This window comes from Pseudomonas sp. ANT_J12, assembly GCF_008370045.1.
In the GTDB taxonomy this organism is placed as follows: domain Bacteria; phylum Pseudomonadota; class Gammaproteobacteria; order Pseudomonadales; family Pseudomonadaceae; genus Aquipseudomonas.
In genome coordinates, this window is sequence record NZ_VOBN01000024.1 from 1 (window position 1) to 21,432 (window position 21,432).

General features: G+C 58.6%; 19 protein-coding genes. 7 read left to right on the forward strand and 12 right to left on the reverse strand.

Annotation, left to right across the window (positions count from 1 at the left end):
- Nucleotides 1–86 precede the first annotated feature (86 nt).
- A complete protein-coding gene (locus tag FQ192_RS29245; protein WP_149661649.1) occupies nt 87–2,828 on the reverse strand; it encodes a DEAD/DEAH box helicase in 2,742 nt (913 codons plus the stop codon).
- A 401-nt stretch (nt 2,829–3,229) separates the two neighbouring features.
- Here FQ192_RS29245 and FQ192_RS29250 point away from each other — a divergent pair, with 401 nt between their 5' ends.
- A complete protein-coding gene (locus FQ192_RS29250; protein ID WP_149661650.1) occupies nt 3,230–4,588 on the forward strand; it encodes an MATE family efflux transporter in 1,359 nt (452 codons plus the stop codon).
- A 10-nt stretch (nt 4,589–4,598) separates the two neighbouring features.
- Here FQ192_RS29250 and FQ192_RS29255 read toward each other — a convergent pair whose 3' ends face one another.
- Nucleotides 4,599–5,246 carry a VOC family protein gene (locus FQ192_RS29255; RefSeq protein ID WP_149661651.1) on the reverse strand — a complete coding sequence of 216 codons (648 nt, stop codon included), beginning with the start codon at nt 5,244–5,246 and terminating at the stop codon, nt 4,599–4,601.
- Nucleotides 5,247–5,287: 41 nt separating this feature from the next.
- Here FQ192_RS29255 and FQ192_RS29260 point away from each other — a divergent pair, with 41 nt between their 5' ends.
- Complete coding sequence (locus tag FQ192_RS29260) at nt 5,288–5,692, forward strand: thioesterase family protein (protein ID WP_149661652.1); 405 nt, start codon at nt 5,288–5,290, stop codon at nt 5,690–5,692.
- A gap of 93 nt (nt 5,693–5,785) precedes the next feature.
- Here the strand turns inward: FQ192_RS29260 and FQ192_RS29265 are convergent, their stop codons facing one another.
- Complete coding sequence (locus FQ192_RS29265; protein ID WP_149661653.1) at nt 5,786–6,712, reverse strand: universal stress protein; 927 nt, start codon at nt 6,710–6,712, stop codon at nt 5,786–5,788.
- Nucleotides 6,713–6,996: 284 nt separating this feature from the next.
- On the opposite strand from FQ192_RS29265, the gene FQ192_RS29270 reads away from it, so the two are divergent.
- Nucleotides 6,997–8,235, forward strand: coding sequence for a DUF4010 domain-containing protein (locus FQ192_RS29270; protein WP_149661654.1), 1,239 nt, complete (start codon nt 6,997–6,999; stop codon nt 8,233–8,235).
- On the opposite strand, the gene FQ192_RS34680 is transcribed toward FQ192_RS29270, so the two are convergent.
- Nucleotides 8,147–8,413 (reverse strand): PAS domain-containing protein, encoded by a 267-nt coding sequence (locus FQ192_RS34680; RefSeq protein ID WP_256672396.1) that lies wholly within the window; start codon nt 8,411–8,413, stop codon nt 8,147–8,149. The two genes, FQ192_RS29270 and FQ192_RS34680, sit on opposite strands and share 89 nt — an antisense overlap.
- On the opposite strand from FQ192_RS34680, the gene FQ192_RS34685 reads away from it, so the two are divergent.
- Both FQ192_RS34685 and FQ192_RS29280 read left to right on the forward strand, forming a co-directional pair.
- Nucleotides 8,328–8,513 (forward strand): hypothetical protein, encoded by a 186-nt coding sequence (locus FQ192_RS34685; RefSeq protein WP_256672398.1) that lies wholly within the window; start codon nt 8,328–8,330, stop codon nt 8,511–8,513. The two genes, FQ192_RS34680 and FQ192_RS34685, sit on opposite strands and share 86 nt — an antisense overlap.
- A gap of 109 nt (nt 8,514–8,622) precedes the next feature.
- Nucleotides 8,623–9,546, forward strand: a complete 924-nt coding sequence (locus FQ192_RS29280; RefSeq protein WP_149661655.1) for a universal stress protein — start codon at nt 8,623–8,625, stop codon at nt 9,544–9,546.
- A gap of 57 nt (nt 9,547–9,603) precedes the next feature.
- On the opposite strand, the gene FQ192_RS29285 is transcribed toward FQ192_RS29280, so the two are convergent.
- The 3 genes from FQ192_RS29285 to FQ192_RS29295 all read right to left on the reverse strand — a co-directional run bounded on the left by FQ192_RS29285 (nt 9,604) and on the right by FQ192_RS29295 (nt 11,781).
- A complete protein-coding gene (locus tag FQ192_RS29285; protein ID WP_149661656.1) occupies nt 9,604–10,167 on the reverse strand; it encodes a GNAT family N-acetyltransferase in 564 nt (187 codons plus the stop codon).
- Nucleotides 10,168–10,384: 217 nt separating this feature from the next.
- Nucleotides 10,385–11,128 (reverse strand): fumarate/nitrate reduction transcriptional regulator Fnr, encoded by a 744-nt coding sequence (gene fnr, locus FQ192_RS29290; protein ID WP_149661698.1) that lies wholly within the window; start codon nt 11,126–11,128, stop codon nt 10,385–10,387.
- 227 nt (nt 11,129–11,355) lie between these two features.
- Nucleotides 11,356–11,781, reverse strand: coding sequence for a potassium channel family protein (locus FQ192_RS29295; protein ID WP_149661657.1), 426 nt, complete (start codon nt 11,779–11,781; stop codon nt 11,356–11,358).
- A 309-nt stretch (nt 11,782–12,090) separates the two neighbouring features.
- Here FQ192_RS29295 and FQ192_RS29300 point away from each other — a divergent pair, with 309 nt between their 5' ends.
- Nucleotides 12,091–13,011, forward strand: coding sequence for a universal stress protein (locus tag FQ192_RS29300; RefSeq protein ID WP_149661658.1), 921 nt, complete (start codon nt 12,091–12,093; stop codon nt 13,009–13,011).
- A 283-nt stretch (nt 13,012–13,294) separates the two neighbouring features.
- Here FQ192_RS29300 and FQ192_RS29305 read toward each other — a convergent pair whose 3' ends face one another.
- The 4 genes from FQ192_RS29305 to FQ192_RS29320 all read right to left on the reverse strand — a co-directional run bounded on the left by FQ192_RS29305 (nt 13,295) and on the right by FQ192_RS29320 (nt 18,871).
- Complete coding sequence (locus tag FQ192_RS29305) at nt 13,295–14,362, reverse strand: ArsO family NAD(P)H-dependent flavin-containing monooxygenase (protein WP_149661659.1); 1,068 nt, start codon at nt 14,360–14,362, stop codon at nt 13,295–13,297.
- Nucleotides 14,363–14,451: 89 nt separating this feature from the next.
- Complete coding sequence (locus FQ192_RS29310; RefSeq protein ID WP_256672397.1) at nt 14,452–15,786, reverse strand: TolC family outer membrane protein; 1,335 nt, start codon at nt 15,784–15,786, stop codon at nt 14,452–14,454.
- A gap of 1 nt (nt 15,787) precedes the next feature.
- Nucleotides 15,788–17,134, reverse strand: a complete 1,347-nt coding sequence (locus FQ192_RS29315) for an HlyD family type I secretion periplasmic adaptor subunit (RefSeq protein ID WP_149661660.1) — start codon at nt 17,132–17,134, stop codon at nt 15,788–15,790.
- Nucleotides 17,135–18,871, reverse strand: a complete 1,737-nt coding sequence (locus FQ192_RS29320; protein ID WP_149661661.1) for a type I secretion system permease/ATPase — start codon at nt 18,869–18,871, stop codon at nt 17,135–17,137.
- Between the two features lie 316 nt (nt 18,872–19,187).
- Here FQ192_RS29320 and FQ192_RS29325 point away from each other — a divergent pair, with 316 nt between their 5' ends.
- Nucleotides 19,188–19,886: a response regulator transcription factor gene (locus tag FQ192_RS29325; RefSeq protein ID WP_149661662.1), complete on the forward strand. Its 699-nt coding sequence runs from the start codon at nt 19,188–19,190 to the stop codon at nt 19,884–19,886.
- Here FQ192_RS29325 and FQ192_RS29330 read toward each other — a convergent pair whose 3' ends face one another.
- Nucleotides 19,887–21,377, reverse strand: a complete 1,491-nt coding sequence (locus FQ192_RS29330) for a sensor histidine kinase (RefSeq protein WP_149661663.1) — start codon at nt 21,375–21,377, stop codon at nt 19,887–19,889.
- Nucleotides 21,378–21,432 lie beyond the last annotated feature (55 nt).

Sequence of the window (21,432 nt, forward strand, 5' to 3'; positions counted from 1 at the left end):
GGTAGAGGTACACTTTTTCAACGCTGGCATTGGGACGCATCATGGTGATGGACTCCTGATGGAAATCGGGAGCACAGCATCAGCCGTCAGCTATCCGCTTGGAATGTGGGGTTCATGGAGCGGATACAAAGAGTCACACAAAAGCAATCTCTAAAGTTATGAATTTCGGAGGCTGCTAAAACCTCTACCGCTTTATTGTAATCGACAAGCTTATCTCCCTCTTTCGACTTTAGCTCGACCACAACCGAAGGCGAATCGAAGAATTTGACTAGATAGTCGGGTGCGCCAGTTTTTGTCCTGTCATCTAATTTCTCAAACGCTACACCTAGTTGAACAAGCACCTGTTCGAACGCCACTTCAAACGCCTCACCTTTTGCCTCATAATAGTTCTCAATTAGGACCTTACTATCGCATCTGCTAGCTCGCTTTAGATGCCTAACAGACATTCGCTTCCGCTGGTCAACTTTCCAATCTCGACAAGCGTCTCGTACCCAATTTGCTTTAGCTTGCGCATTAGGCTTAGATTTTACAAAAGCTAAAACTCTTGCTGAGTTCGCCTCAGGACTGCCAAGCATAAGCAATTGCGGCGTTGTTACTCCATGGTGCTTCAAGAGCAACATTTCATGCCTATACAGCTTTAAAGCACTACCCGCCGCAGATACCCCTGTCATCCAGAGAATATCGTCCGGCAATCCCTCTTGGACTCTGTATGCTAATCTTTGAATGTAGCGCGTCAGCTTAGATATAGCGCGCAGCAAAGTATCATCCACTCTTAATTGTGGCGGACGAAGAACTGGCGGCACGCGCTTATCGGCGGCGGACATAGCTATCCCAGCCAAGCCCTGTAGGACCCAGGATAGGTTCCTGTTCATTTCTTTGACAGCACCAGCACTAAGAGATTTAACTTCACGCTCAATTGCCCTAATCTCAACACCGCTAGTCCATTTCTGGCACAACCATGCCGCATTAGTAGGTACTGGATCAACCTGCCAAATTGATTCCATTAGGTCATCTGCGAGGTGCTGCGCATCATAAATGGGATCTTTCAACTGATATGGCAGAAACCTAGTAGGTTTAACTCCATTTCTCGGACGAAACTCAGGGCTGGATAAGCATGCGGAAAAGATAAGCATCTCTAGCCTAGACTTGAGATCCGCCGATTCAAGATGCCCAATGAGTTCTGCTAAACAAAGTGATTTCCTAGACAGAAAGTTTATTAAAAACACCCCAGTTTCAGGTAGCAAACCACTGAACCCGACCGCTCGCCCCACTGGCGTAGGGCTTAGATCCCCACCGGATGTTTCAACTACGAAGCCAGCATCAATCAACCCGGCCAGAGCAACACCGACTTTACTCGGCCACGTCTTAAATGCAGTTAAGTTGTTATCTTCTTCCCTTAACGCACTGAACGTTGTGCAAACAAGCTCTTCAAGCTCGGCTCTGTTGTTGCACAACCCTGAAGATATTAGTTGCAGTGAAAGCTGACCGAACCTAGCAGGCACAATTCGCGCTTTAATTTCAGGAAGCTGCTCTATTGACAAATAACTTGTAGCTAATGCGCGTTGCGGCCCGGTACCAAAATATATTACACGCCCTTCTGTATGTTCAAACCCCATACGCCCGACCCGCCCGGACATGTTGTGGAACTCTGCGCTATCTATTGCGACATATTGCCTTTGCTGGCCGTCCCAACGTTCCCAATTAGCAAATACTGCTGCCCCCAGAGGAAAATTTACACCAGCTGCTAAAGTACTTGTAGCAAATACAACATCCAGCTTATTTTCTGACAAGTAACGCTCCACTACTCCTCGCTCTTCGTCAGTCAAATCCGCATTATGACTCGCAACTCGGAGGCCCAGTATCTTCGCCAGCATCGTGTTCGCTGAAGTTTCAGGCAAGGTATCAAACTCTAAAGACAACTGTCCTAGCTTGCCCTTGTGGTACGAAGCTACAAAAGCCTCAGCAAGATCATAAGTATCTTGCTTTTTCATGCAGAAAACTATGATTGGAAGCGGTGGATTATTTTGCTTAAGCAGATATGTTAAAGCTGAAATCGTTTCCGCTTTAACTCCAACAGGCAGTCGCTTGTCCGATTCCATCACATCAGGTTTCGCACTGCTTACTGAATAAATCTGATCGCCAATCCAGCATTCATACCGTAAATGTTTCTCGCGCTTTTGATCGAAAATAAGCTGAACCCGCAGCCAGTTCGCCAAGTCCTGGGCGTCCTTGCTTTTTAAAACTGCTGACAACCCTACAAACTGTTTCCAACCCGCGTTCCGCATAAGTGTTAAAAGGACTTCAACATTTTGCCCGCGGTTTTCGTCTCCCATCAGCTGAATTTCATCGCACACGACAATCGTATTTTGCATGCTTTTCGGCACACCTGATGCCGACAGTAGCGCTAAATATTTTTCATATGTCGCAATTACCAGAGGAGCACTTAGAGGAGCCGCAGAATACTGTCCTGTGGCATCTTCGACGTAGTCCCCCGTGGCAATAACTATGGAAGCACCATCGCTCTCCAAATATCTGTCCAACAACAACGTTTTGAAGTCTTCAAATTTCTGCTTGGCCAGTGCGCGATGGGTCACCAAATAAACTGTTTTATTCCCGGCGAGCAATCCTTCAGCAATAGCCCAGAGCCCAATTTGAGTCTTTCCCGTGGAGGTAGGGGAAACCACCAGCATGCTTTGTCCATGCGCCACGCCAGACTCCAACGCGAGGTACTGAACATCAGTGAGGGAAATCGCCCCCTCGGATCGGTAGACCAACCCATCGGCCACAGATGCGGACAGACCGTGTTCTACTGGAAAGGTATCCCTCATGCCTAGCAACTCCTGTCATACGTTTGGGTGCAAGCGCCCAGAGCAATCTGGGCGCCTAGTGTCCGAATCCGGCAGAAGCATACGTAGCATTAAAAGGCCATATTGGCCATCCTACTAAACGCCAGAGCGGTAATATGGAAAAAAAGGGTAGTAAAATGCATAGCCATATAATCTCTAACTACCTAATTTTTAATAGAATTACACTGGATCATGTAGTGGATTCCCTTTTCCCGGCCACCACTTTAAATCCCTCCTAGTTTCTCAGAGACCGATTGACTGGTTCTGGCCGAAAGCAGACATTCCTCACGCTAACCAAATCCTCAAAATACGAACGCATCGACACCACCCCCCTAGCGTAGAATCCCCCCAAGCCCCAGCCCCCCACCTGAGACGGACCCTCAATGCAAACCCCCACCACCTCCATCCCCCTCTGGAAAACCTACCTCCTTTTCCTAGCCCCCATGGTCCTCTCCAATTTCCTCCAATCCATGTCGGGCACGATCAACAGCATCTACATCGGCCAAATGCTCGGCACCCAAGCCCTCGCAGCCGTCTCGGGGATGTTCCCAATAGTCTTCTTCTTCATCGCCCTGGTCATCGGCCTCGGCGCCGGCGCGGGTGTGCTCATCGGCCAAGCCTGGGGCGCTCGCGAAACCCATCTGGTGAAGACCATCGCCGCTACGACCTTGCTGTTGGGCGCGATGATTGGGTTGGTGGCGGCGGTGTTGGGCAGTGTGTTTGCGCGGCCAGCCTTGCAGGGCTTGGGCACGCCGGCGGATGTGTTGGACGATGCGGTGGCCTACGCCCACGTGATGATGTGGATCATGCCGTCGCTGTTGGTTTACGTGCTGTTTACGCAGTTGCTGCGTGGGGTGAGTGATACGGTTTCGCCGTTGGTGGCGTTGATTGTTTCGACGTGTATTGGTCTGGCGCTGACGCCTGCTTTGATTAAAGGCTGGCTGGGTTTTGCGCCGATGGGGATTCAGAGTGCGGCGTTTGCGGGGTTGGCGGGGAATTTGTCGGCGATGGGGTGGTTGGCGTGGCGGTTGATTCGTAAGGGGCATCCGTTGGCGCCGGATCGGGAGATGTTTGCGGCGATGCGGTTGGACCTGGACATTCTGGGCAAAGTGTTGCGCATCGGGTTGCCGACCGGGTTGCAGATGGTGGTGTTGTCGGCGTCGGAGTTGGTGATTCTGGCGTTGGTGAATCAGCACGGTTCCCAGGCGACGGCGGCGTATGGGGCGGTGACGCAGATTGTGAATTACGTGCAGTTTCCGGCGTTGTCGATTGCGATCACCGCGTCGATTCTTGGGGCGCAGGCGATTGGGGCGGGGCGGCTGGAGCGAATCACGCCGATTCTGCGCACGGGGATATTGATTAACGTGTGTTTGACCGGTGGTTTGGTGTTGCTCGGGTATCTGTTGTCGCACTGGTTGTTGGGTTTGTTCCTGACGGAGGATTCGACCCGGGCGATGGCGGAGCATCTGTTGCACATCATGCTGTGGAGTCTGTTGGTATTTGGCTTCCAGGCGATTATCGGCGGGATCATGCGCGCCAGCGGCACGGTGTTGGTGCCGATGGTGATTTCGATTGTTTGCGTGGTCGGGGTGCAGTTGCCGGTGGCGTATCTGTTGGATGCGAAGTACGGATTGCAGGGCGTGTGGATGGCGTTTCCGGTGGCGTATTTGGGGATGCTGGCGTTGCAGACGGTGTATTACAAGTTTGTTTGGCGGCATCAGAAGATTGAGCGGTTGGTGTAGGCGCGGGATCTTAAGCATGAACAATCGGCAAGGTTTTCAGGCCGCTTGGGGTTTGGATATGCGCCACCAGGTAAGGCTTTGCGGTCGCTTCCAAGGCATGCAGATGAACCGGCCCGGTAAAGTTGATCGCGCTGAGTAGCGCCTGGACTTTTGCGGGATCGGGATCGAACACGTCCAGCGCCACCAGCTCACAGCCTTGATCCCGCATGGCGCTCGCGGGATGTGGCGTTTGCGCCCATTGAATCAACGTTGGCGCTGACCCGTTCAGCGGCAGGCTGCCGTCGGCGGGGAGGGTGATTTGCCAGGCCAGGGTGCCTCGGGTCATGGGTTCGGAATTGCCGAGGATGGCACGACAGGTTTCGCTCATGGCGTGGATGTCGTCGGTGCGGGCGACCCACGTGGCCAGACGCGGCGGCGTATCAACAGTCAAATCATCCATGCCGAACCAGCGCGGCCGGTCGGGGCGTTGGGCCGATGGGTCTATGGCAATCACTTCCAGATAAGTGTCCGGGCCGAGGCGCAGCAACCGGTTATGGGTGCCCATGCGCGGATGCGCGCCGCCCGGTTGCAGGTCGACGCCGAACGCGCGGCTGACGAAGGCGCAGCCGCTGTCGAGGTCGGGGGCGACAATGGCGAGGTGGTCGAGGGTGCTTTTCATGGGGATGCGCCTTCCATTTAAACAACAGGGAGAACTATTTAATGCCTGATGCAGTGTTTGTCAGCAGAACCGTTTCATTCGGCGACTGCGACCCCGCTGGCGTGGTGTTTACGCCGCGATTTTCCTACTTCGCCATTGAGGCCATTTACACCGCGCTGGACAGTTGGCTGGGCGCCCCCGGCCTTCGAACGCTGATGGGTTTTGATGTGCTGCCGCCGGTGCGGGCTATGTCGGTGGAGATGCTCAAGCTGTTGACCTGGGATGATGAGCTGAGCATCAAAGTCAGTGTGGCCAAGGTGGGGGTTCATTCCTTCACTTTTCGGGTCGAAGGTTTTGTCCGGGACGAGACGTTAGCGTTTACCGCGACGGTCACCCACGTGTGTATTTCGCCTGAGACCAAAGAAGTCGTCGCCGTCCCAGAACGACTCAGGGCGCTGCTTTCTTAAGCGTGGTTTGTCTCGGTCAGGCTGGCTTAATGCGAAATACAAAGGGGCCGACGCTCACACGTCGGCCCCTTTTTTCCGTTTGGCGTCCGTTGCTCAATCCGCCAGTACCTCCGGTGACACCACCCAAACGCTGCAGGGCATTTTGTACAGCAGGTGTTCCACGGTGCTGCCCACCAGGCGCTCTATGCCGTGATGGCCGACCCAGCCCATGACGATCACATCGATGTTGTAGGCATCGGCATAACTGGCCAGGACCTTGGCCGGGTTGCCCATGATCATGTGGCGGTGCTCCGGCGGGATGCCGTTGCGCTCGGCCAGTTCGTTGAACGTCTGGCTCTGCGCGTCGAACAAGGTCTTGGCATTGCTGGAGGAGAAGAACGCAGAGGCGTTGTCGAAGCCGAATTCCTCGGCGCTGATGGAGGACAGGTCATGGGCGTAGATCACGTCGACCTGGGCGTTACATGCGGTCGCCAATTTCACCGCCTCGCGCAGGATCCGGTCGTTGAAGTCTTTGTATTGGCCATCGCGATGGAAGGGGTCGACCGCCGCGACGATTCTTCGCGGCAAGGCATGCTGCACATGACTCACAAAGTGCAACGGCACCGGGCATTCGCGCAGCAGGTGAATGTCCAGCGGGGTAAACATCAGCCGCGAGAGCAGCGATTCGTGTTCCAGCGCCTTGATCAGCAAGGCGATTGGCTGTTCTTTGAGGTGAATCAGGATTTCCTGCAAGGGCCTTTCGACCCAGACCACTTCCGTGGTGACAGTGACGCCGATGTTGCGCAAGGGCCGGGCCTGGTCCTCCAGCCACTGGCGATGGCGCTCGACATAGCCCAAGCGCATCTGTTCCAGCGCCTGTTCGTTGACCAGACCGGCGGTCGCCAAGCCCTCAAGGTAATCGAAGGCCACAATGTGCAACGCCGCATTTTCGGCCTTGGCCAGTGCGGCGGCCCGGTCGAAAGCAGGGCTGTTTTGCATCAGCGGTGAGGCGACCAGCATGAAACGTGATTGCTCAGACATGGAAATCTCCCTTGGATTATCACACCGACGCTTGCCGACAGGGCCGCGAGAGGTGTTGGCGGTGACATCTGACCAAGATGCTGCTGGACGGCGTTTCAGACTTGATCTGTATCAAACCGATGCCTTACGGCGCGGGCCGTCCGATGTGTGGTTGCCGCGATGCCGTCGATTCTCAATGGGTTGATCATGATCAAACTATCCTTGAACAGGTCGGTGCAGTCTTGTGCCCATTGACCCTCGACGTCGAAACCAGGGCGGGCACGGCCCACCCGGACATCCATCCAATGAATGACACACTCGGCATGGCAGGTGCAGCGGCTGCACTGGGGATCGGCATGCTCATCGGTCTTGAACGCGAGCGGCACAAGGGACGAGGCGACAGCCGTGCCTGTGCCGGTTTGCGCACGTTCGCGATCACGGCATTGTTGGGCTATGTGGCGATGCAGGTCGGTGGTGGCTTGCTGTTGGGGATCATGGCGATCTGTGTGGCGTTGCTGGTCACGGTGGCGTACTGGCGAAGCCTGAGCGATGACCCCGGCGTGACCAGTGAAGTGGCGTTACTCACGGTGTTGGTATTGGGCGCGTTGTGTGGCTCTGCGCCGGAACTGGCCATTGCCATTGGCGTGGTGGTGGCGGGGTTGCTGACGTATCGTCAAAAACTGCACCACTTCGCCCGTAGCCAATTGACCGAAGCTGAAATGCGCGATGGCTTGGTGTTGTTGATCGTCGCACTGGTGGTGTTGCCGCTGGCCCCGGACCGTTTCATCGGTCCCTATGCCGCGATCAATCTGCGCACCATTTGCACCCTGACCGTGTTGTTGATGGCGGTGGGGGCCGTGGGGCATGTCGCCGTGCGTGCGTTGGGCACTCATTACGGCTATGCGATCAGCTCCATCGCCTCCGGGTTTGCTTCCAGTACCGTGACCATCGCCACCATGGGACATCTGGTTACCAAGGAACCGGGCAACCTCAGAGTCCTGGCCGCGGCGGCGATATTGTCCAATTTGGCCACTGTCATTCAGGTCGGCCTGATTCTGGGAGCGGTTGACATCGGGCTGTTGCGCCACATGTGGGGGCCGTTGTTGTGCGGTGTCGCGGCCACGGCGCTGTATGGCCTGTGCCTGATGTTTTCCCAGCGACCGACCGGTGTCAGCCAGCCGATCAAGGTTGGAGGTGCGTTCAACCTCAAGCTGGCCCTGGTCGTCACGTTGACCATGACCGGCATCACCTTGCTGTCGTCGGTCATGCTCAACCTCTTTGGTGAGGTGGGGGTGATGCTGACGGCCACCTTCACCGGTTTCGCCGACGCTCACTCCTCGACGGCGTCGATTGCCGCCCTGGTCAAATCCGGTCAGTTGCCGTTCGACGCCATGGCCACCCCTGCGCTGATCGCGGTCAGCAGCAACGCCGTGAGCAAATGCCTGGTGGCCTGGATCAGTGGCGGGCGGCGGTTTGCCGCTTATGTGATTCCCGGGCAGCTGGGGCTGACGCTGGCGATGTGGGCCGGCACCTTGCTGCACTGAGGCCCGTCATGAAGTGCAGAGGCGGGGTTTTGCCGACCAGCTCTGGCCTGGAATAACCGCTGAGGAGGCAGAACGCGTTATTGATCCAGACGATGCAACCAGTTCGTTCGGTGATCAATACCGGATTTGTCGCAGCATCCAATGCTCTTACCCGTAATGGCTGGTTGTTTTCGATCATTGTCCCCTCCGATGCTGCCGTTGGCGCGGGATACGTTGTTCCAGACCAGGGGAAAGAGCGGGGAGGGTTGATCAAAATCGACTTTAAACGTGCGACGTGAACAGCAAAAAGGAACGTTACAGCTGATTAAGATCAAGTCGCCCCGGGCCGGAATGCTCAATCTGTAGATCAATTCGTTGCATTGAGATGGCCGCGTGCCGAGGTGCCCCATGTCGCAGACTCAGCGTTTACTGTTAATCGCTCCCCCAGCCATGACCCGCACTCCGGCGTTCGACCGGGCCGCGGCACTGGCGCTCGCCATGCAATTGCCCTTGCACATCGTGGCGTTTGATTATCTGCAGGCCCTGGCGGTGGCCGGCCTGTTTGCCCCCGAGCAGATCAACCTGGCCCGGGAAGGCTATTTGCAAACCCATCGGCAATGGCTCGCGGCGCAAGCCGGATTGATGAGCCGGCACGGTGTCGAGGTCACCAGCGAGGTGGTGTGGGTACAGCATCCTTATGAAGAAATCCTGCATTTCGTCAACGAGATGTCGCTGACGCTGATCATCAAGGATGCCCAGGAAGAATCAGCGTTGAAACGGGTATTTTTCACACCCCTGGACTGGCAGTTGCTGCGCGACTGCCCGGTGCCGGTGCATTTGGTCACGAATGCTGTTCACCCACGGCCGCGCAGCGTGTTGGCGATTGTCGATGTGCTGCGCAGCGAGGAGCAGGACCTGGTCTTCAATGACCGGATTATCGAGGCAGCGGTGAAGCTGGCCGAAGAATGCGTGGCCACGCTCGAACTGGTGCATGTGTATGACTGGACGGCGTTGTATGCCCAAGACATGGGCGTAGGCGCATTGCCGCTGGCCAACGGGATTTATGAGGCACTGGGCGCGGCGCAACACGAGGCGTTTGCCGCTCTGGCCGAACGTCATGGCGTACCGCCGGATCGTCGCCATTTCATCGAGGGCGCACCGCTGTCGGGGATCTGTGACTTTGCAATGGAGCATGGGACGGACGTGATTGTCATGGGGACCGTACAACACAGCGGGTTGAAAAAACTCCTGGGGACCACGGCCGAACAACTCTTGCATCGGGCGCCGTGCAGCGTGCTGGCAATCAAGCCAGGGCGCACGCTGTCATCCTGAGTTGACGCAGAATCGCCCCGCGATGAACCGTTGGCCGGTCCGTCGCGGGGCGATTGTTTACAGGCAAAGACGATGGATGACCTGACAGCTGTCGTCGGGATCGTTGCGTGTTTCGAAACCCAGGGCCTTGGCCAGGTCACGCATCGGGGCATTGCTGGAGGCGTCCACCGAATACATCTGGCGAAAACCGTTCTTGCGAGCGCCCTTGATCAAATGCTCCATCAACGCCGTGGCCAGCCCCAAGTGCTTCCATTCATCGGCGACTGTTACCGCACATTCGCACTCGCTTTCGCCGGTGGCGGCGTAACGGGCCAAGCCGATCTCGATCAGATGGCCATTCTCATGGACCAGCGCGATGAAGGCCGCGCGCTGTTTGTCATCGACGTCCATCAACTGATTGAGCATGGCGGCGCCGGGCTCGTTGATGTGGGCGAGAAAACGCATGTGCCGGGACTCTGGAGACAGGCGCTTGATAAACGCGTATTCACGGTCGCGGTCTTTTTCCGTCAGGGGGCGAATCAACACATGGCGGCCGTCCTTGAGCGCTTCGATCCAGTATTTGCCGGTGACTGCGGCGTAGGCGGCAGCCGCCCGATCATTGTGGTCTTTGACGGTGAGCATGGGGTGATCCTCCATCCGGTTTCAAAGGTCGGCGCGCGGTGACGAACCACGCCGTTCATTCCTTTGTACGCCGTTGGCGGCGTGTAAACCTGATCTGGATCAGACACCCGCGACGGGGGTGTTGATTTGTGTGTTTGTGGAGGAGTACCCGGCGGATGTAATGGTGAAGGGAGGTCCGCCATCCTGCTCACGTCGTGGCGGCGGCTGCCGTGCGGCGCTAGCGCAAGGGGCGGTGACAGCCCACAACCAGTTGTTTGAGGCCTTCCATGTTCTGGATGTCGACATTTCGGCCGGAGATTTCCACCAGCCCTTGATCCCGCAGATGCGCGATGCCGCGGCAGATCGTTTCCAGACGCAGCCCCAGGTAGGAGCCGATCTCCTCACGGCGCATTTTCAGCACGAAGTTGCGCGAGGAATACCCCCGCATATTCAAACGCTGGGACAGGTTCAACAAAAAGGCTGCCAGGCGCTCATCGGAGTTCATATTGCCCAGCATCATCAGCATGTCGTGATCGCGCACGATTTCCCGGCTCAGGATTTTGTTCAGGTTGTGCTGCAGTGACGGCAGCTCCTGAGCGAGTTTCTCCAGGTGCGCGAAGTGGATGGGGCAGACTTCGCTGTCTTCCAGGGCAAACGCGTTGCAGGCATGCAGGTCGGTGCTGATAGCGTCCAGGCCGAGTATTTCGCCGGGCATCTGGAAGCCCGTGACCTGCTCGCGACCATCGACCGAGAGCACGCTGGTCTTGAACGAGCCGATACGCACCGCGTACAGCGAGCGTAATGCATCGCCTGCGCGGTAGAGGGTTGCGCCTTTTTTAACCTTCAAACGTTGCACGATCAGCGTGTCGAGGCGCTCGACCTCTGGGCTGGTCAGGCCAATCGGCAGGCACAGCTCCAAAACACTGCAGTTGGAGCATGCGGCCTTAAGGTGTTGAATTTGAAGCGGGCGGGCTTCGGGCATGGAATATGGCACCGTCTTGGGGTGCTCGTAGCATAGATCGCGGGTCATTGAATGCGGCTTTCGTTCGGACGTTTGCCGGGCTAATCGACGAACGGGGAAAATCCGCTGCACCTTTGGTCCGGGTGATGGCCTGGGAGGTGATGCAAATCAAGCCTTGGACGGTTCGGATTCCCGGGGGATACCGGCTGAGGCGCGTCTGAATCCGGCCCGCCGCCGACGAAAATTGGTTATTTGTGCTTCCAGTACTTTTGCATTTCAAGAAACAGAAAGGAGGCGGTCCAGGTGATGAGCACCAGGCCGGTCAGGGCCTCCAGACCGGTCAGGAATTTGAGGTTGCCCACGGGTGAAATATCGCCGAAGCCGATGGTTGTGTAGGTGGTGAAGGAAAAGTACACGCAGTCCATGAACGAGCCGTCGAAACTGCCAATCAGGGCGCCCCATTCGCCGGAGCGCGCCATCAGGTAATAGACCAGCGCGAAGCACCAGACTTCTATCGCGTGGGCCAGCAGCGCACCGAACACGCCGACGACGATCCTGAAACGGCTCCACAGCTTGAGCCGGGGCAGCCAATCGTTCAGGCGCGACAGGCATTCGTAATGGATCACGACGACGATGATGACCACCAGCGTATTGATCAGCGTGACTGCCAGCATCGCCAACTCCAGTGATAGGGGGCACGTGTTGCTCCGTGCCATGAGGCACACAGGCCGTCCGCTTTTTTCTACGCCTGAGCGACGTTGATGCGTTGAGCTATATCAACAATACCGCTGCGAGCCTGCCGTGGCTTCGTGCATTGACCCAAAGCCCCCATTTGTTGACAAAGATCAGAGCCGGCGCCCGACAACGCCAGATACTCGAACGACAGCTTGCTCCAGCTACGATAAACCGAGGGAAACCAACATGCGCTCGTTCGTTGCCGTGTGCAGTCAGGCCGGTAAAGCGTTCCCTGGACGAGGTATGTGATGCTCAAACTCAAACGAATCCTTTTGATTGCCCCCACCGAAATGACCCGTACCCCGGCGTTTGATCGGGCGCAGGCATTGGCCATAGCCACCGGCGCGTTGTTGCACATCGTGGCCTTCGATTATGTGCAGGCACTGGCGCTGGCCGGGGTGTTTGACCACGACGCCATGGCCCAGGCACGAGAGGGCTACTTGCAGGTGCATCGTCACTGGCTGGAGCAGCAAGCCCGGTTTCAGCAGAGCGCGGGGTTGCAGGTGACGACGGAAGTGGTCTGGGCCAAGTCAAGCCTGGCGCAGGTGCTGACCTATGTGAATGACTTCCACGCGGATCTGGTGATCAAGGACACCCACCATGTGCCCGCACTCGACCGTGCTTTCCACCGCCCGCTGGACTGGCGCTTGCTGCGCGACTGTCCGGCCCCCTTGCTCTTGGTGACCGAAGCCAGCCACCCCAAACCGTTGAAGATTCTGGCGGCCATTGATCTGTCCCATCTGGAAGATCTGACCCAAGGGCTCAATGACCGGGTTCTCGACCTGGCCTCGCTGCTGGCGCTTTCCTGTGGCGCCGCGTTGCACGTGCTTAACGTCAACAACTGGTCGGTGGTGGGCGGCGCGCAGCGGAGTCTGCCGACCCCCTGCCTGGATGACAGTTTGAGAGACGCGGTCAACGATGCCCAGGAAGAGGCCTTTGATGTGCTTGCCGAACGCCATGACATCGAGAAAAAACGCCGGCATCTACTGACCGGCATCCCCCACAAGGTGATCGAGCTTTTCTCCCGGCAAAATGCCTTCGACATGGTGGTGCTGGGCACGACCTATCACCCTGGGGTCGACAGGTTCATCGGCAGTACCGCCGAGAGTGTGCTGAACCACGGCCCCTGCAGTTTGATGATCGTCAAGCCGTTGCCCCGGCTCGGCTGAAAGGGGCATGCGTCGCGCCCTGGTCATAGAGATGGCCCGGCAAACATCCCGTTTGCCGGGCCTCCACAATAGAGCTCGCTCAAGTACACCCTTACAGGACCAATGTCCCGGACCACAGCAAGGTCGTGCAGTTGCAAGGCACGGTGGCTGGCGTAGGTTTCACCCTGCCGGGTCAGTTTGCGCGCGTACACCCATGGCCCGGCTGCGGCCTGAAGCAGGCCGGCTATTGAAGGTTAAATCGCTCGGAACAACCCGCAGGCCTCACCGCAGCGCTCCCCTCGATTCATTGCGCCGATAAAAATCGCCCGATCTCCTCCACGGTACTGCGTGCCGTGCGCGTGACGCCGATCAGCGTCGCGGAGGCGGCCCCCGTCCAATCGCCATAGCCCACCAGCCACAAGCGCGGCTCTTGAATGGAATGGGTGCCTTCGACGGCGACACGTCCATCGGCGGTGTAAACGCCCAGTGATTCCAGATAGCCGAGGGCCGGGCGGAAACCGGTGCACCAGATCACCGCATCGACCGGTTTTTGGGTGCCATCGGCCCACACCACGCCGGTTTCGGAGAAGCGCTGGAAAGGTCGAACGGCGTGCAACACGCCACGCTCCCGGGCGACGAGGACCGGCGGCACCATCACGATATCGCCCAATCCGCCGACCGGTTGCTCAACGACGATGCCGGCGAGCTGGGCCTTCCAGCGTTCGGTGGCGCGTTCGAACAGCACTCGACCGTCGACGTCATCGGCGAGAAATTGCGGCGCTTGCGGGGTGATCCATGTGGTGTCTGCCACTTGGGACACTTCAGCGAGGATCTGCGCGCCGGAGTTGCCACCGCCCACCACCAGGACTTTTTTTCCGGCAAATGGCTTGGGGTCCACGTAGTGGGCCGAATGCAATTGCTGGCCGGTAAAGGTTTCGTTGCCGGGGTAATGCGGCACGAAGGGATGGCGCCAGGTGCCGGTCGCGCTGACCACCGTGCGGGCCAGCCAGCTACGGCCCTGGGCTTTGACGTGCAGGCGATGGTCCCGGCGCTCGATAGCGTCTACCCAATAGGGGCGCTCGATGGGGAAGTGGTAGCGCTGTTCATACTGGCGCAGGTAATCGATTACGTTGTCGCGGCTTGGGTAGCCGTCCGTGACCGGCGGCATCATCCAGCCGGGGAGGGAACTCCAGGTCGAGGGTGAAAACAGTCGCAGCGAATTCCAGCCATGGCGCCAGGCGCCGCCCGGTGCGGCTTCGGCATCGATGATCACAAACGAGCGCTGGGTCCGGCGCAGGAAGTAAGCCACGGCGAGTGCGGACTGGCCGCCGCCGATAATGGCGACATCCACTTCGGTGGGGGTAGAAGGCATGGGGAATCCTCAGGGCGCGAGCGTCACGTCAAGGTAACCCATGCCGATTGGCTGTTTATTGATGTTTCTCAAGCGTTCGGTGCATCGGCTCAAAACGCCAATTTCGGCCCCAGATAAGCATTGGCGCTGGCGATGTCGTCATCCCCCAATGCCCCCACATCCGCCGCCAGCCGCAGTTTGGCCAGCAGGTAACGCAGCTTGGCTTCGAACAAGTCACGGCGGGCGGTGTAGATCTGCTCCTGGGCATTAAGGATGTCGACGTTGGTGCTGCTGCCGGCCAGGAAGCCTTTTTTCGAGGAGTCCAGTGAGCGCTCGCTGGATTTGACCGCTTTTTCCAGTGCATGGATGCGCGCTTCGCCGCTTTGCACGCCGCGAAATTCCCGGGTGGTACCGGAGATGATTTCCTCGCGGGTGGCGTTCAAGTCCTCTTCGGCCTGGTCCCGGGTGGCGACGCTTTGCCGGGCGCGAGCGCTGACGTAGCCGCCGCTGTACAGCGGAATGTTCAGCTCCAGCCCGGCGGAGGTGTAGCGGTTGCGCTGGTTTTGGGTGGACAGGGTTTCGCTGTCGGCGGCGGTGTAACCGACCACCAAATCAAGGGTCGGCCAGTGTCCGGCCTTGGCCTTGGCCACTTCTTCGTCAGCAGTGTTGACGTTCAAGCGCCGGGCACGAATCGAGGGGCTGTCGGTGCCGGCGCGGATGATCCATTCCTGCAGGTTGTCCGGTTGCAGGGGCGGGGTCGGGAAGGTGTCTTGCAGGGTGGCGATGTCTTCGGGAGGCTGGCCGAGGTATTCCTGCAACAGACGCCGGGCCACGGTCACGCTGTCTTCGGCTTCGATCAGTTCAGCCTGGGCCAGGTCGCGCCGGGCCACGGCTTCGTCGATGTCGGTGATGGTGCCGTCGCCCAGGTCCTTGCGCCGTTGGGTCGAGGCCACTTGTTCATCGAAGGATTTGAGTTTGGCCGTCGCCAGTTCCACGGTTTCGTGGGCCAGCAACACGTCGAAGTAACGCCCGGCCAGCTTCACTGCCGCGTCCTGCGCCTTGCCATCGAACACCGCCACGCCGTAGTCGGCCTGGTATTCGCCCTGGCGATATTCGGCCATTTTTTGCTTGTTAAAGAGCGGTTGGCGCAGTTGCAACGTCGCGCCCCGGGAGTTGTAGTTCAGGTCGTTGGTGTGGCTGTTGCCGTAAAAATCCGGCTGCTTTTGCGTGCCGTTGATGTGGTTGTCGAACGCGGTGATGCCGATTTTGGGCAACAGCCCGGAATGGCCGATGGCACGGTTTTCCAGGGCCGCATCTCTTTCGTGACCGGCGGACAGGTAGGTCGGGCCCTGGAACTGCATCAAATTCCAGGACTCGCGAAGGTCCAGGGCTGCGGCTGATTGAGCCAGGGTCAGCAAAGCGGCAATGCCAATGAACCGCTTCACGTCATTGCTCCTTGAACGCGCTATTGACGCGGTCCAGCAGCGGTTTCAACAGGTAGCTGAGCATGTTGCGCTCACCGGTCTTGATGGTGACCGAGGCCGGCATGCCCGCACGGATGTGGTTGCTGCCGAGCATGGCCATGCCGGCCGGCGTCACTTCGATCTGCGCCAGGTAGAACGGCTGCTTGTTTTCTTCATTCAGCAGCCGGTCGGCGGAAATGGTCAGCACCTGGCCCGGGATGTTCGGTGTCTGCACGTGGTTGAACGCCGGGAACGAGATGCTCACCGGCAGGCCTGGTGACATGCGGTCGATGGCTTGCACCGGAATCATCGCGTCGATCTGCAACGGTTCGTGGCCCGGTACGATTTCCATGATCTTGAAACCGGGAGCGATCACACCGCCGATGGTCGACACGCTCAAACCCTGGACCATGCCGTCGATGGGCGAACGGATCACCGTGTGCCGCACCTGATAATCCAGGGCCTGCAAGCGGTCGGTGAGGGCGCTGTTTTCCTTCTGCACATCGGCCAGCATCGACTGCACTTCCTTGCGGTAGTCGAACTCGCGCTGCAGGATGCGCAACTTGATATCCGCCACCTGGCCCTTGGCCCGGGCAATGTTGTTGAGGTTATCGGCCTGGGAGGCATTGAGGTCCGAGCCAGTGCGTTCGAGTTCGAGCATGCGGTTGCGCGGCACATAGCCCTCAGCGGCCAGTTGCCGCACCCCGACCAGTTCCTGATTGAGGAAGCCGATCTGTGCCGAGCGGGCGCCGTAGATGTGCTGCAGACCCTTGATCTGCGCCTCGGCGGAGTTGAGTGATTCACGCAGGATGCCGATTTCGCCCTCAAGGGCGGCGCGGCGCGTGGTGAACAAATGCCGTTGCAGGAGGATTGCGTTGTTCAGGTGCTCGTTACCGGCGTAGCGCTGCACCATGGCGGGGTCGAAGACCACGTCGGGCAAGCCGTCACGTTCGGCTTCCAAACGGTTTTCCATGGTTTTGGTGGCGATGAACTGGGCATTGACCACCCCTTGTTCCGACAACGCTTGCGTCGCGTCGAGGCGTACCAGTTCCTGATCCTTGCTGACGCTGTCGCCTTCGCGCACCAGAATCGCTTCGACGCTGCCGCCCGTGAGGTGCTGGATGGTCTTGCGGTTGCTGGTGACTTTGACCGTGGCCGTGGCGACGATCCCGGCGTCCAGCGGCGCCAGCCACGACCACAGCAGAAACCCGCCAAACCCGAGGATCACCAGCAACACGCCCCAGCGTGCCGGGCGGTGGTCATCGACATCGATATTAGCCGCTGCGCTTTGCAGTTCCTGGCCACGGGGATCGAGACTCAAGGCGCCCATTTATTCTCTCCCGCGAACGGCTGACAGGGTGGGTGCGCCCACGGTCGGCAGCACGCTGGTTTGACGCAGGGCGGCAAACACTTCCTCCCGGGGACCGAACAGTTGGGTGCTGCCTTCTCGCAGCATCAGCACTTTGTCGACGGTGCCGAGGATGCTCGGGCGGTGGGAGATCAGGACCGTGGTGCAACCCCGGACCTTGAGGTCTTCAAGGACCTCGATCAGGGCCTTTTCACCGGCGTCGTCGAGGTTGGCGTTCGGCTCGTCGAGCACGATGATCGCCGGCTCGCCGTAGAGCGCGCGGGCCAGGCCGATGCGCTGGCGCTGCCCGCCGGACAGCGGGTTGCCGTCCACGTCCAGGACGGTGTCGTAGCCGTGGGCAAAGCGCAGGATCATGTCGTGCACCCCGGCGCGCTTGGCCGCGACGATCACCGCGTCACTGTCGACTTCACCGAAGCGCGCGATGTTGTCGGCGATGCTGCCTTCGAACAATTCCACGTCCTGGGGCAGGTAACCGACCCAAGGCCCGAGCTCCTCCTTGTTCCACAGGTAAACGTCCACGCCGTCGAGGCGTACCTTGCCGCTTTGCACCGGCCAGATGCCCACCAGCAGACGCGCCAGGGTCGATTTACCGGATGCGGACGGGCCGATGATGCCCAGGGATTCGCCTGGCGACAGGTTGAAGTGCGGGCCGCGAATGATCGATTGGCTCATGCCTGGCGCCCCGGCGTGCAGGTGCTCCACCGAGAGCATGCCCAACGGCCGCTGCAGCTTCATCGCATCGGCCCGGGGCGGGAATTCCTGCAGCAGGTTCCTCAATCGCGACCAGGCGCGGCGGCTGGTCAACAGTTGCTTCCAGGCGCCGATCAGTTGTTCCACCGGCGCCAGCGCGCGGCCGCTGAGGATCGAGCAGGCGATCATCATGCCGGGGGTGATTGAGCCTTCAATCGCCAGCAAGGCACCGGTGCCAAGGATCAGCGATTGCAGGGTGATCCGCACAAAACGCCCCAAACCGCTGATGTAGGCAGCCCGGTCGGACGCCAGGGTTTGCATTTCCAGTATCCGCAGGTGACTGCCGAACCAGCGCCGGGTGATCGCCGGTAACATGCCCATGGCTTCGATGACTTCGGCGTTGCGCAGGTTGTTGTTGGCGAAGGTGCCGGAGACCTGGGCGGCCATGCCCGCTTCACCCAAGGGTTTTTTGGTGGCTATTTCGGTGAGCCAGGTCAGGGCGACCAGGATCAGCGAGCCGCCGAAGGTAACGGCCCCAAGCAACGGGTGAATCAGGTAGGCGACGAACAGGTAGATCGGCGTCCATGGCGCATCGAAGAACGCAAACAGGCCGTTGCCGGTGAGAAACTGACGCACTTGCGCGAGGTCTTGCAGAGCCTGCGCCGGGTTGCCGCCGGCACGCTGCAGATTGCGCTCGAAGGCGGCAGTAAATACGCGACGGTTCAGCGCCATGTCCAGTCGATTGCCAACCCGGATCAGCACCCGTGTGCGCACCACTTCCAGCATGGCCAGCAGGGTGTACAAACCGATCATCAGAATCGTCAGCATCAGCAGCGTGGTGAGGTTACTGCTGACCAGTGCCCGGTCGTACACCTGCAGCATATAAATGGCCGGTGCCAGCATCAGCACGTTGATCACGCCACTGAAGCCGGCCAGCGAATAGAAGGTATGGCGCAGCCGAAAAAACACTTCGGCAAACTCGGATCGCTGCTGGGTTTTCTTGTCCATCGGAAGGTTCCAATGCCGTGGTTTTATGTACCTCAGCGTAGGAGAGCGACTGTTGGTCGGATCAGGGGCAGGTCCGGGTTTTATGCCGTTGGCGTTTTTTTGGCGGTTTTGACTGTGTTGTAAAACAATGAGTTGGCGACGTATTTTTCAGCGGGTTGTGATGATGAGGGCTTGTTGACGGCTGAATTTCGTCCGACCTAAGTCTAATTTTCGACGTTTTGGCCCTGGCCGTACCCGACCGACGACCGGCGTGCGATGGGGTTACCTGCTATTAATCAATGTGTGTCCGAGTACTTGGCCTCCCGGGGAGTGCGTCATGAACCCTTTTATTCGAATCGGCATTGCCGACGATCATCCGTTGTTGCGTGAAGGTGTGGCCAATACGCTGAGAAAAAGGGCTGACCTGCAAGTCGTGGAGCAGGGCGCCAGCGCGGACGATGCCCGGGATATCGCCCAGCGCGAACGTCCGGATGTGATGCTGATGGACGTCAATATGCCGGGCGATGTGTTTGGCGCGGTGCGCTTCATTGCCACGCATTTGCCAGACGTCAAAGTGTTGATGCTGACCGTTTCCGAGTCCGAGGATGATGCTTACTCGGCGCTTGAAGCCGGGGCGCGCGGCTATGTATTGAAAGGGGTCAGCGGACCGGACCTGGTACTGGCGATCCGCTCGATTGCCCGGGGTGAAACGTACATCACGCCCGAATTTGCCAATAAGCTGCTGATCAATTTCAAAAAGCACGAAGCGCAAGTGCACAAGATCGACCTCACCCATCGGGAGGAGCAAATCATTCGAGAAGTCTCAAAAGGCCTGACCAATAAGGAAGTGGCGTCAAAGCTGCTGATCAGTGAAAAAACCGTCAAGTACTACATGACCTGCGTGATGCAGAAGCTGCATGCGCGCAATCGTGTGGAAGCGGTCACGGCCCTGAGGCGTTATTGGGAGCGCGAGGCCATCAGCCGACTGCACATCAGCCCTGGGGCGGCGCATCTGGGCGTCCGGGATGGCTCCTGACTACAGCTTGAATTGTGCGTTGACCAAGGTGCCTTTGCCGGGTGATGAATCAATACTGAACTGCCCGCCCAGGGATTCGACCCGATAACGCAAACCGGCCAGCCCCAACCGTATCCTGCCGTCGGGGTCAGCCACCAAGGCGTCGGCTGCCATGCCCGGGCCACTGTCTTTGACGGTGATGAGCAACGTCCCGTTGACATGGTTCCCGCTGACAACCTGACCTTTGCCTTGGGCGTGGTGGTAGGCATTGTTCAGGGTTTCCTGGACGAAACGGTAGATGCAAAGCTTGAGCGGTAGCTGCACCGCTTCCGGCAACGGCCCCAGTTTCAGTTTGACTTTGGTGCCGGTGCGTTGCTCGTGCCGTTGTGCCACCAGCCGCAACTCCTCCAACAGGGTCAGTTCGTTGATTTCCGGAAGGGCCAACCCCCGAGACAGATCCCGTACCTCGCGCAACGCATCGGTGGCCGCGCCGCGAATGGTTTCCATCGACTCCTGATCGACTTCCGTGCAGTTCTCGGCCAGATCGTCGAGCCGGATCAGAATCAGGGTCAACAGTTGCGCCGGGCCGTCGTGCAGGTCCGCCCCGATGCGGCGCAGGGTCAGTTCGTTGATGCGTGAAAACTCCTGGGTCGCGGTGGTCATCTTGCGCTGCAGCGCGGCATTACTGACGTGCAACCGGGTTTGCTCCAGCAAGCGCAAGCGCAAAGCCACTTGCTGGCGCTGAATGATTTTGTCGCCGCGTCGCACCAGGAAGAACAGCAGCGCCAGCATGGCCAGCGTCGCGGCGCCGACTACCATCCACACTTGTTGACGTACCCGATTGATTTCCTGTTCCAGGCTTTCAGCCTTTTCATAAAACTCGCCCACGGCGATGATTTTTCCAGAGTGGAATTCGCGCAGCGGCGCATAAATTTCATAGAGCGGCACGTTCAGATTTCGCTCGAACTCGTTCTCTTCCTGATCCAGGTCCTCCAGGTCGGTGACCACATTGCCCTTGAGTGCTTGGGCGATCTCGTCCATCGGGAATTTACGATTGGTGATGGATTTGTCCGTGCTGTACACCACGGTGCCGTCGGCGCGCCAGATCTTGATCGAGACGATGTGCCGCTTCAGCGAACGGCTTTCCATGAGCCGGTCCAGGGACTTGATGCTGGTGGGCGACAGCCCGTTATCGCGGCTCATCTCCTGAACGTAGGGTTCCAGAAACGCTTCCATGTAATGGGCGCCGGCCTCGGCGGCGCTTTGCACGGCGGCCCGTTCTATTCGTGCACTCACCAGTTTGCCGACGAAAAACATTGTCAGCCCCAGGATCAACGCGGCAGCAATCACAAACTGGGTGGAGCGGCTCAGGTTGCGCGTCCTGGCCTTGATTCGGCTGCGCCAGTGGCGAGTGTGACCCGCCGCGGATGACGGTGCGGGCCCGACCAAAGTCTCAGCCTGATCACTGACAAAAGTCTGGTTTTTTGATTCGACTTTTGCATCTTTTGCCATCGGTTCGTTTCCCTGATCATCGTGATAAGTCGGTTGGAAAACCCTGCAACTCAAC

Excerpts from the sequence above, each read along its gene's own strand:
- FQ192_RS29245 (WP_149661649.1), bottom strand. The coding sequence starts at position 2,828 with ATGAGGGATACCTTTCCAGTAGAACACGGTCTGTCCGCATCTGTGGCC.
- FQ192_RS29250 (WP_149661650.1), top strand. The coding sequence starts at position 3,230 with ATGCAAACCCCCACCACCTCCATCCCCCTCTGGAAAACCTACCTCCTT.
- FQ192_RS29255 (WP_149661651.1), bottom strand. The coding sequence starts at position 5,246 with ATGAAAAGCACCCTCGACCACCTCGCCATTGTCGCCCCCGACCTCGAC.
- FQ192_RS29260 (WP_149661652.1), top strand. The coding sequence starts at position 5,288 with ATGCCTGATGCAGTGTTTGTCAGCAGAACCGTTTCATTCGGCGACTGC.
- FQ192_RS29265 (WP_149661653.1), bottom strand. The coding sequence starts at position 6,712 with ATGTCTGAGCAATCACGTTTCATGCTGGTCGCCTCACCGCTGATGCAA.
- FQ192_RS29270 (WP_149661654.1), top strand. The coding sequence starts at position 6,997 with ATGAATGACACACTCGGCATGGCAGGTGCAGCGGCTGCACTGGGGATC.
- FQ192_RS34685 (WP_256672398.1), top strand. The coding sequence starts at position 8,328 with ATGCAACCAGTTCGTTCGGTGATCAATACCGGATTTGTCGCAGCATCC.
- FQ192_RS34680 (WP_256672396.1), bottom strand. The coding sequence starts at position 8,413 with ATGATCGAAAACAACCAGCCATTACGGGTAAGAGCATTGGATGCTGCG.
- FQ192_RS29280 (WP_149661655.1), top strand. The coding sequence starts at position 8,623 with ATGTCGCAGACTCAGCGTTTACTGTTAATCGCTCCCCCAGCCATGACC.
- FQ192_RS29285 (WP_149661656.1), bottom strand. The coding sequence starts at position 10,167 with ATGCTCACCGTCAAAGACCACAATGATCGGGCGGCTGCCGCCTACGCC.
- fnr (WP_149661698.1), bottom strand. The coding sequence starts at position 11,128 with ATGCCCGAAGCCCGCCCGCTTCAAATTCAACACCTTAAGGCCGCATGC.
- FQ192_RS29295 (WP_149661657.1), bottom strand. The coding sequence starts at position 11,781 with ATGCTGGCAGTCACGCTGATCAATACGCTGGTGGTCATCATCGTCGTC.
- FQ192_RS29300 (WP_149661658.1), top strand. The coding sequence starts at position 12,091 with ATGCTCAAACTCAAACGAATCCTTTTGATTGCCCCCACCGAAATGACC.
- FQ192_RS29305 (WP_149661659.1), bottom strand. The coding sequence starts at position 14,362 with ATGCCTTCTACCCCCACCGAAGTGGATGTCGCCATTATCGGCGGCGGC.
- FQ192_RS29315 (WP_149661660.1), bottom strand. The coding sequence starts at position 17,134 with ATGGGCGCCTTGAGTCTCGATCCCCGTGGCCAGGAACTGCAAAGCGCA.
- FQ192_RS29320 (WP_149661661.1), bottom strand. The coding sequence starts at position 18,871 with ATGGACAAGAAAACCCAGCAGCGATCCGAGTTTGCCGAAGTGTTTTTT.
- FQ192_RS29325 (WP_149661662.1), top strand. The coding sequence starts at position 19,188 with ATGAACCCTTTTATTCGAATCGGCATTGCCGACGATCATCCGTTGTTG.
- FQ192_RS29330 (WP_149661663.1), bottom strand. The coding sequence starts at position 21,377 with ATGGCAAAAGATGCAAAAGTCGAATCAAAAAACCAGACTTTTGTCAGT.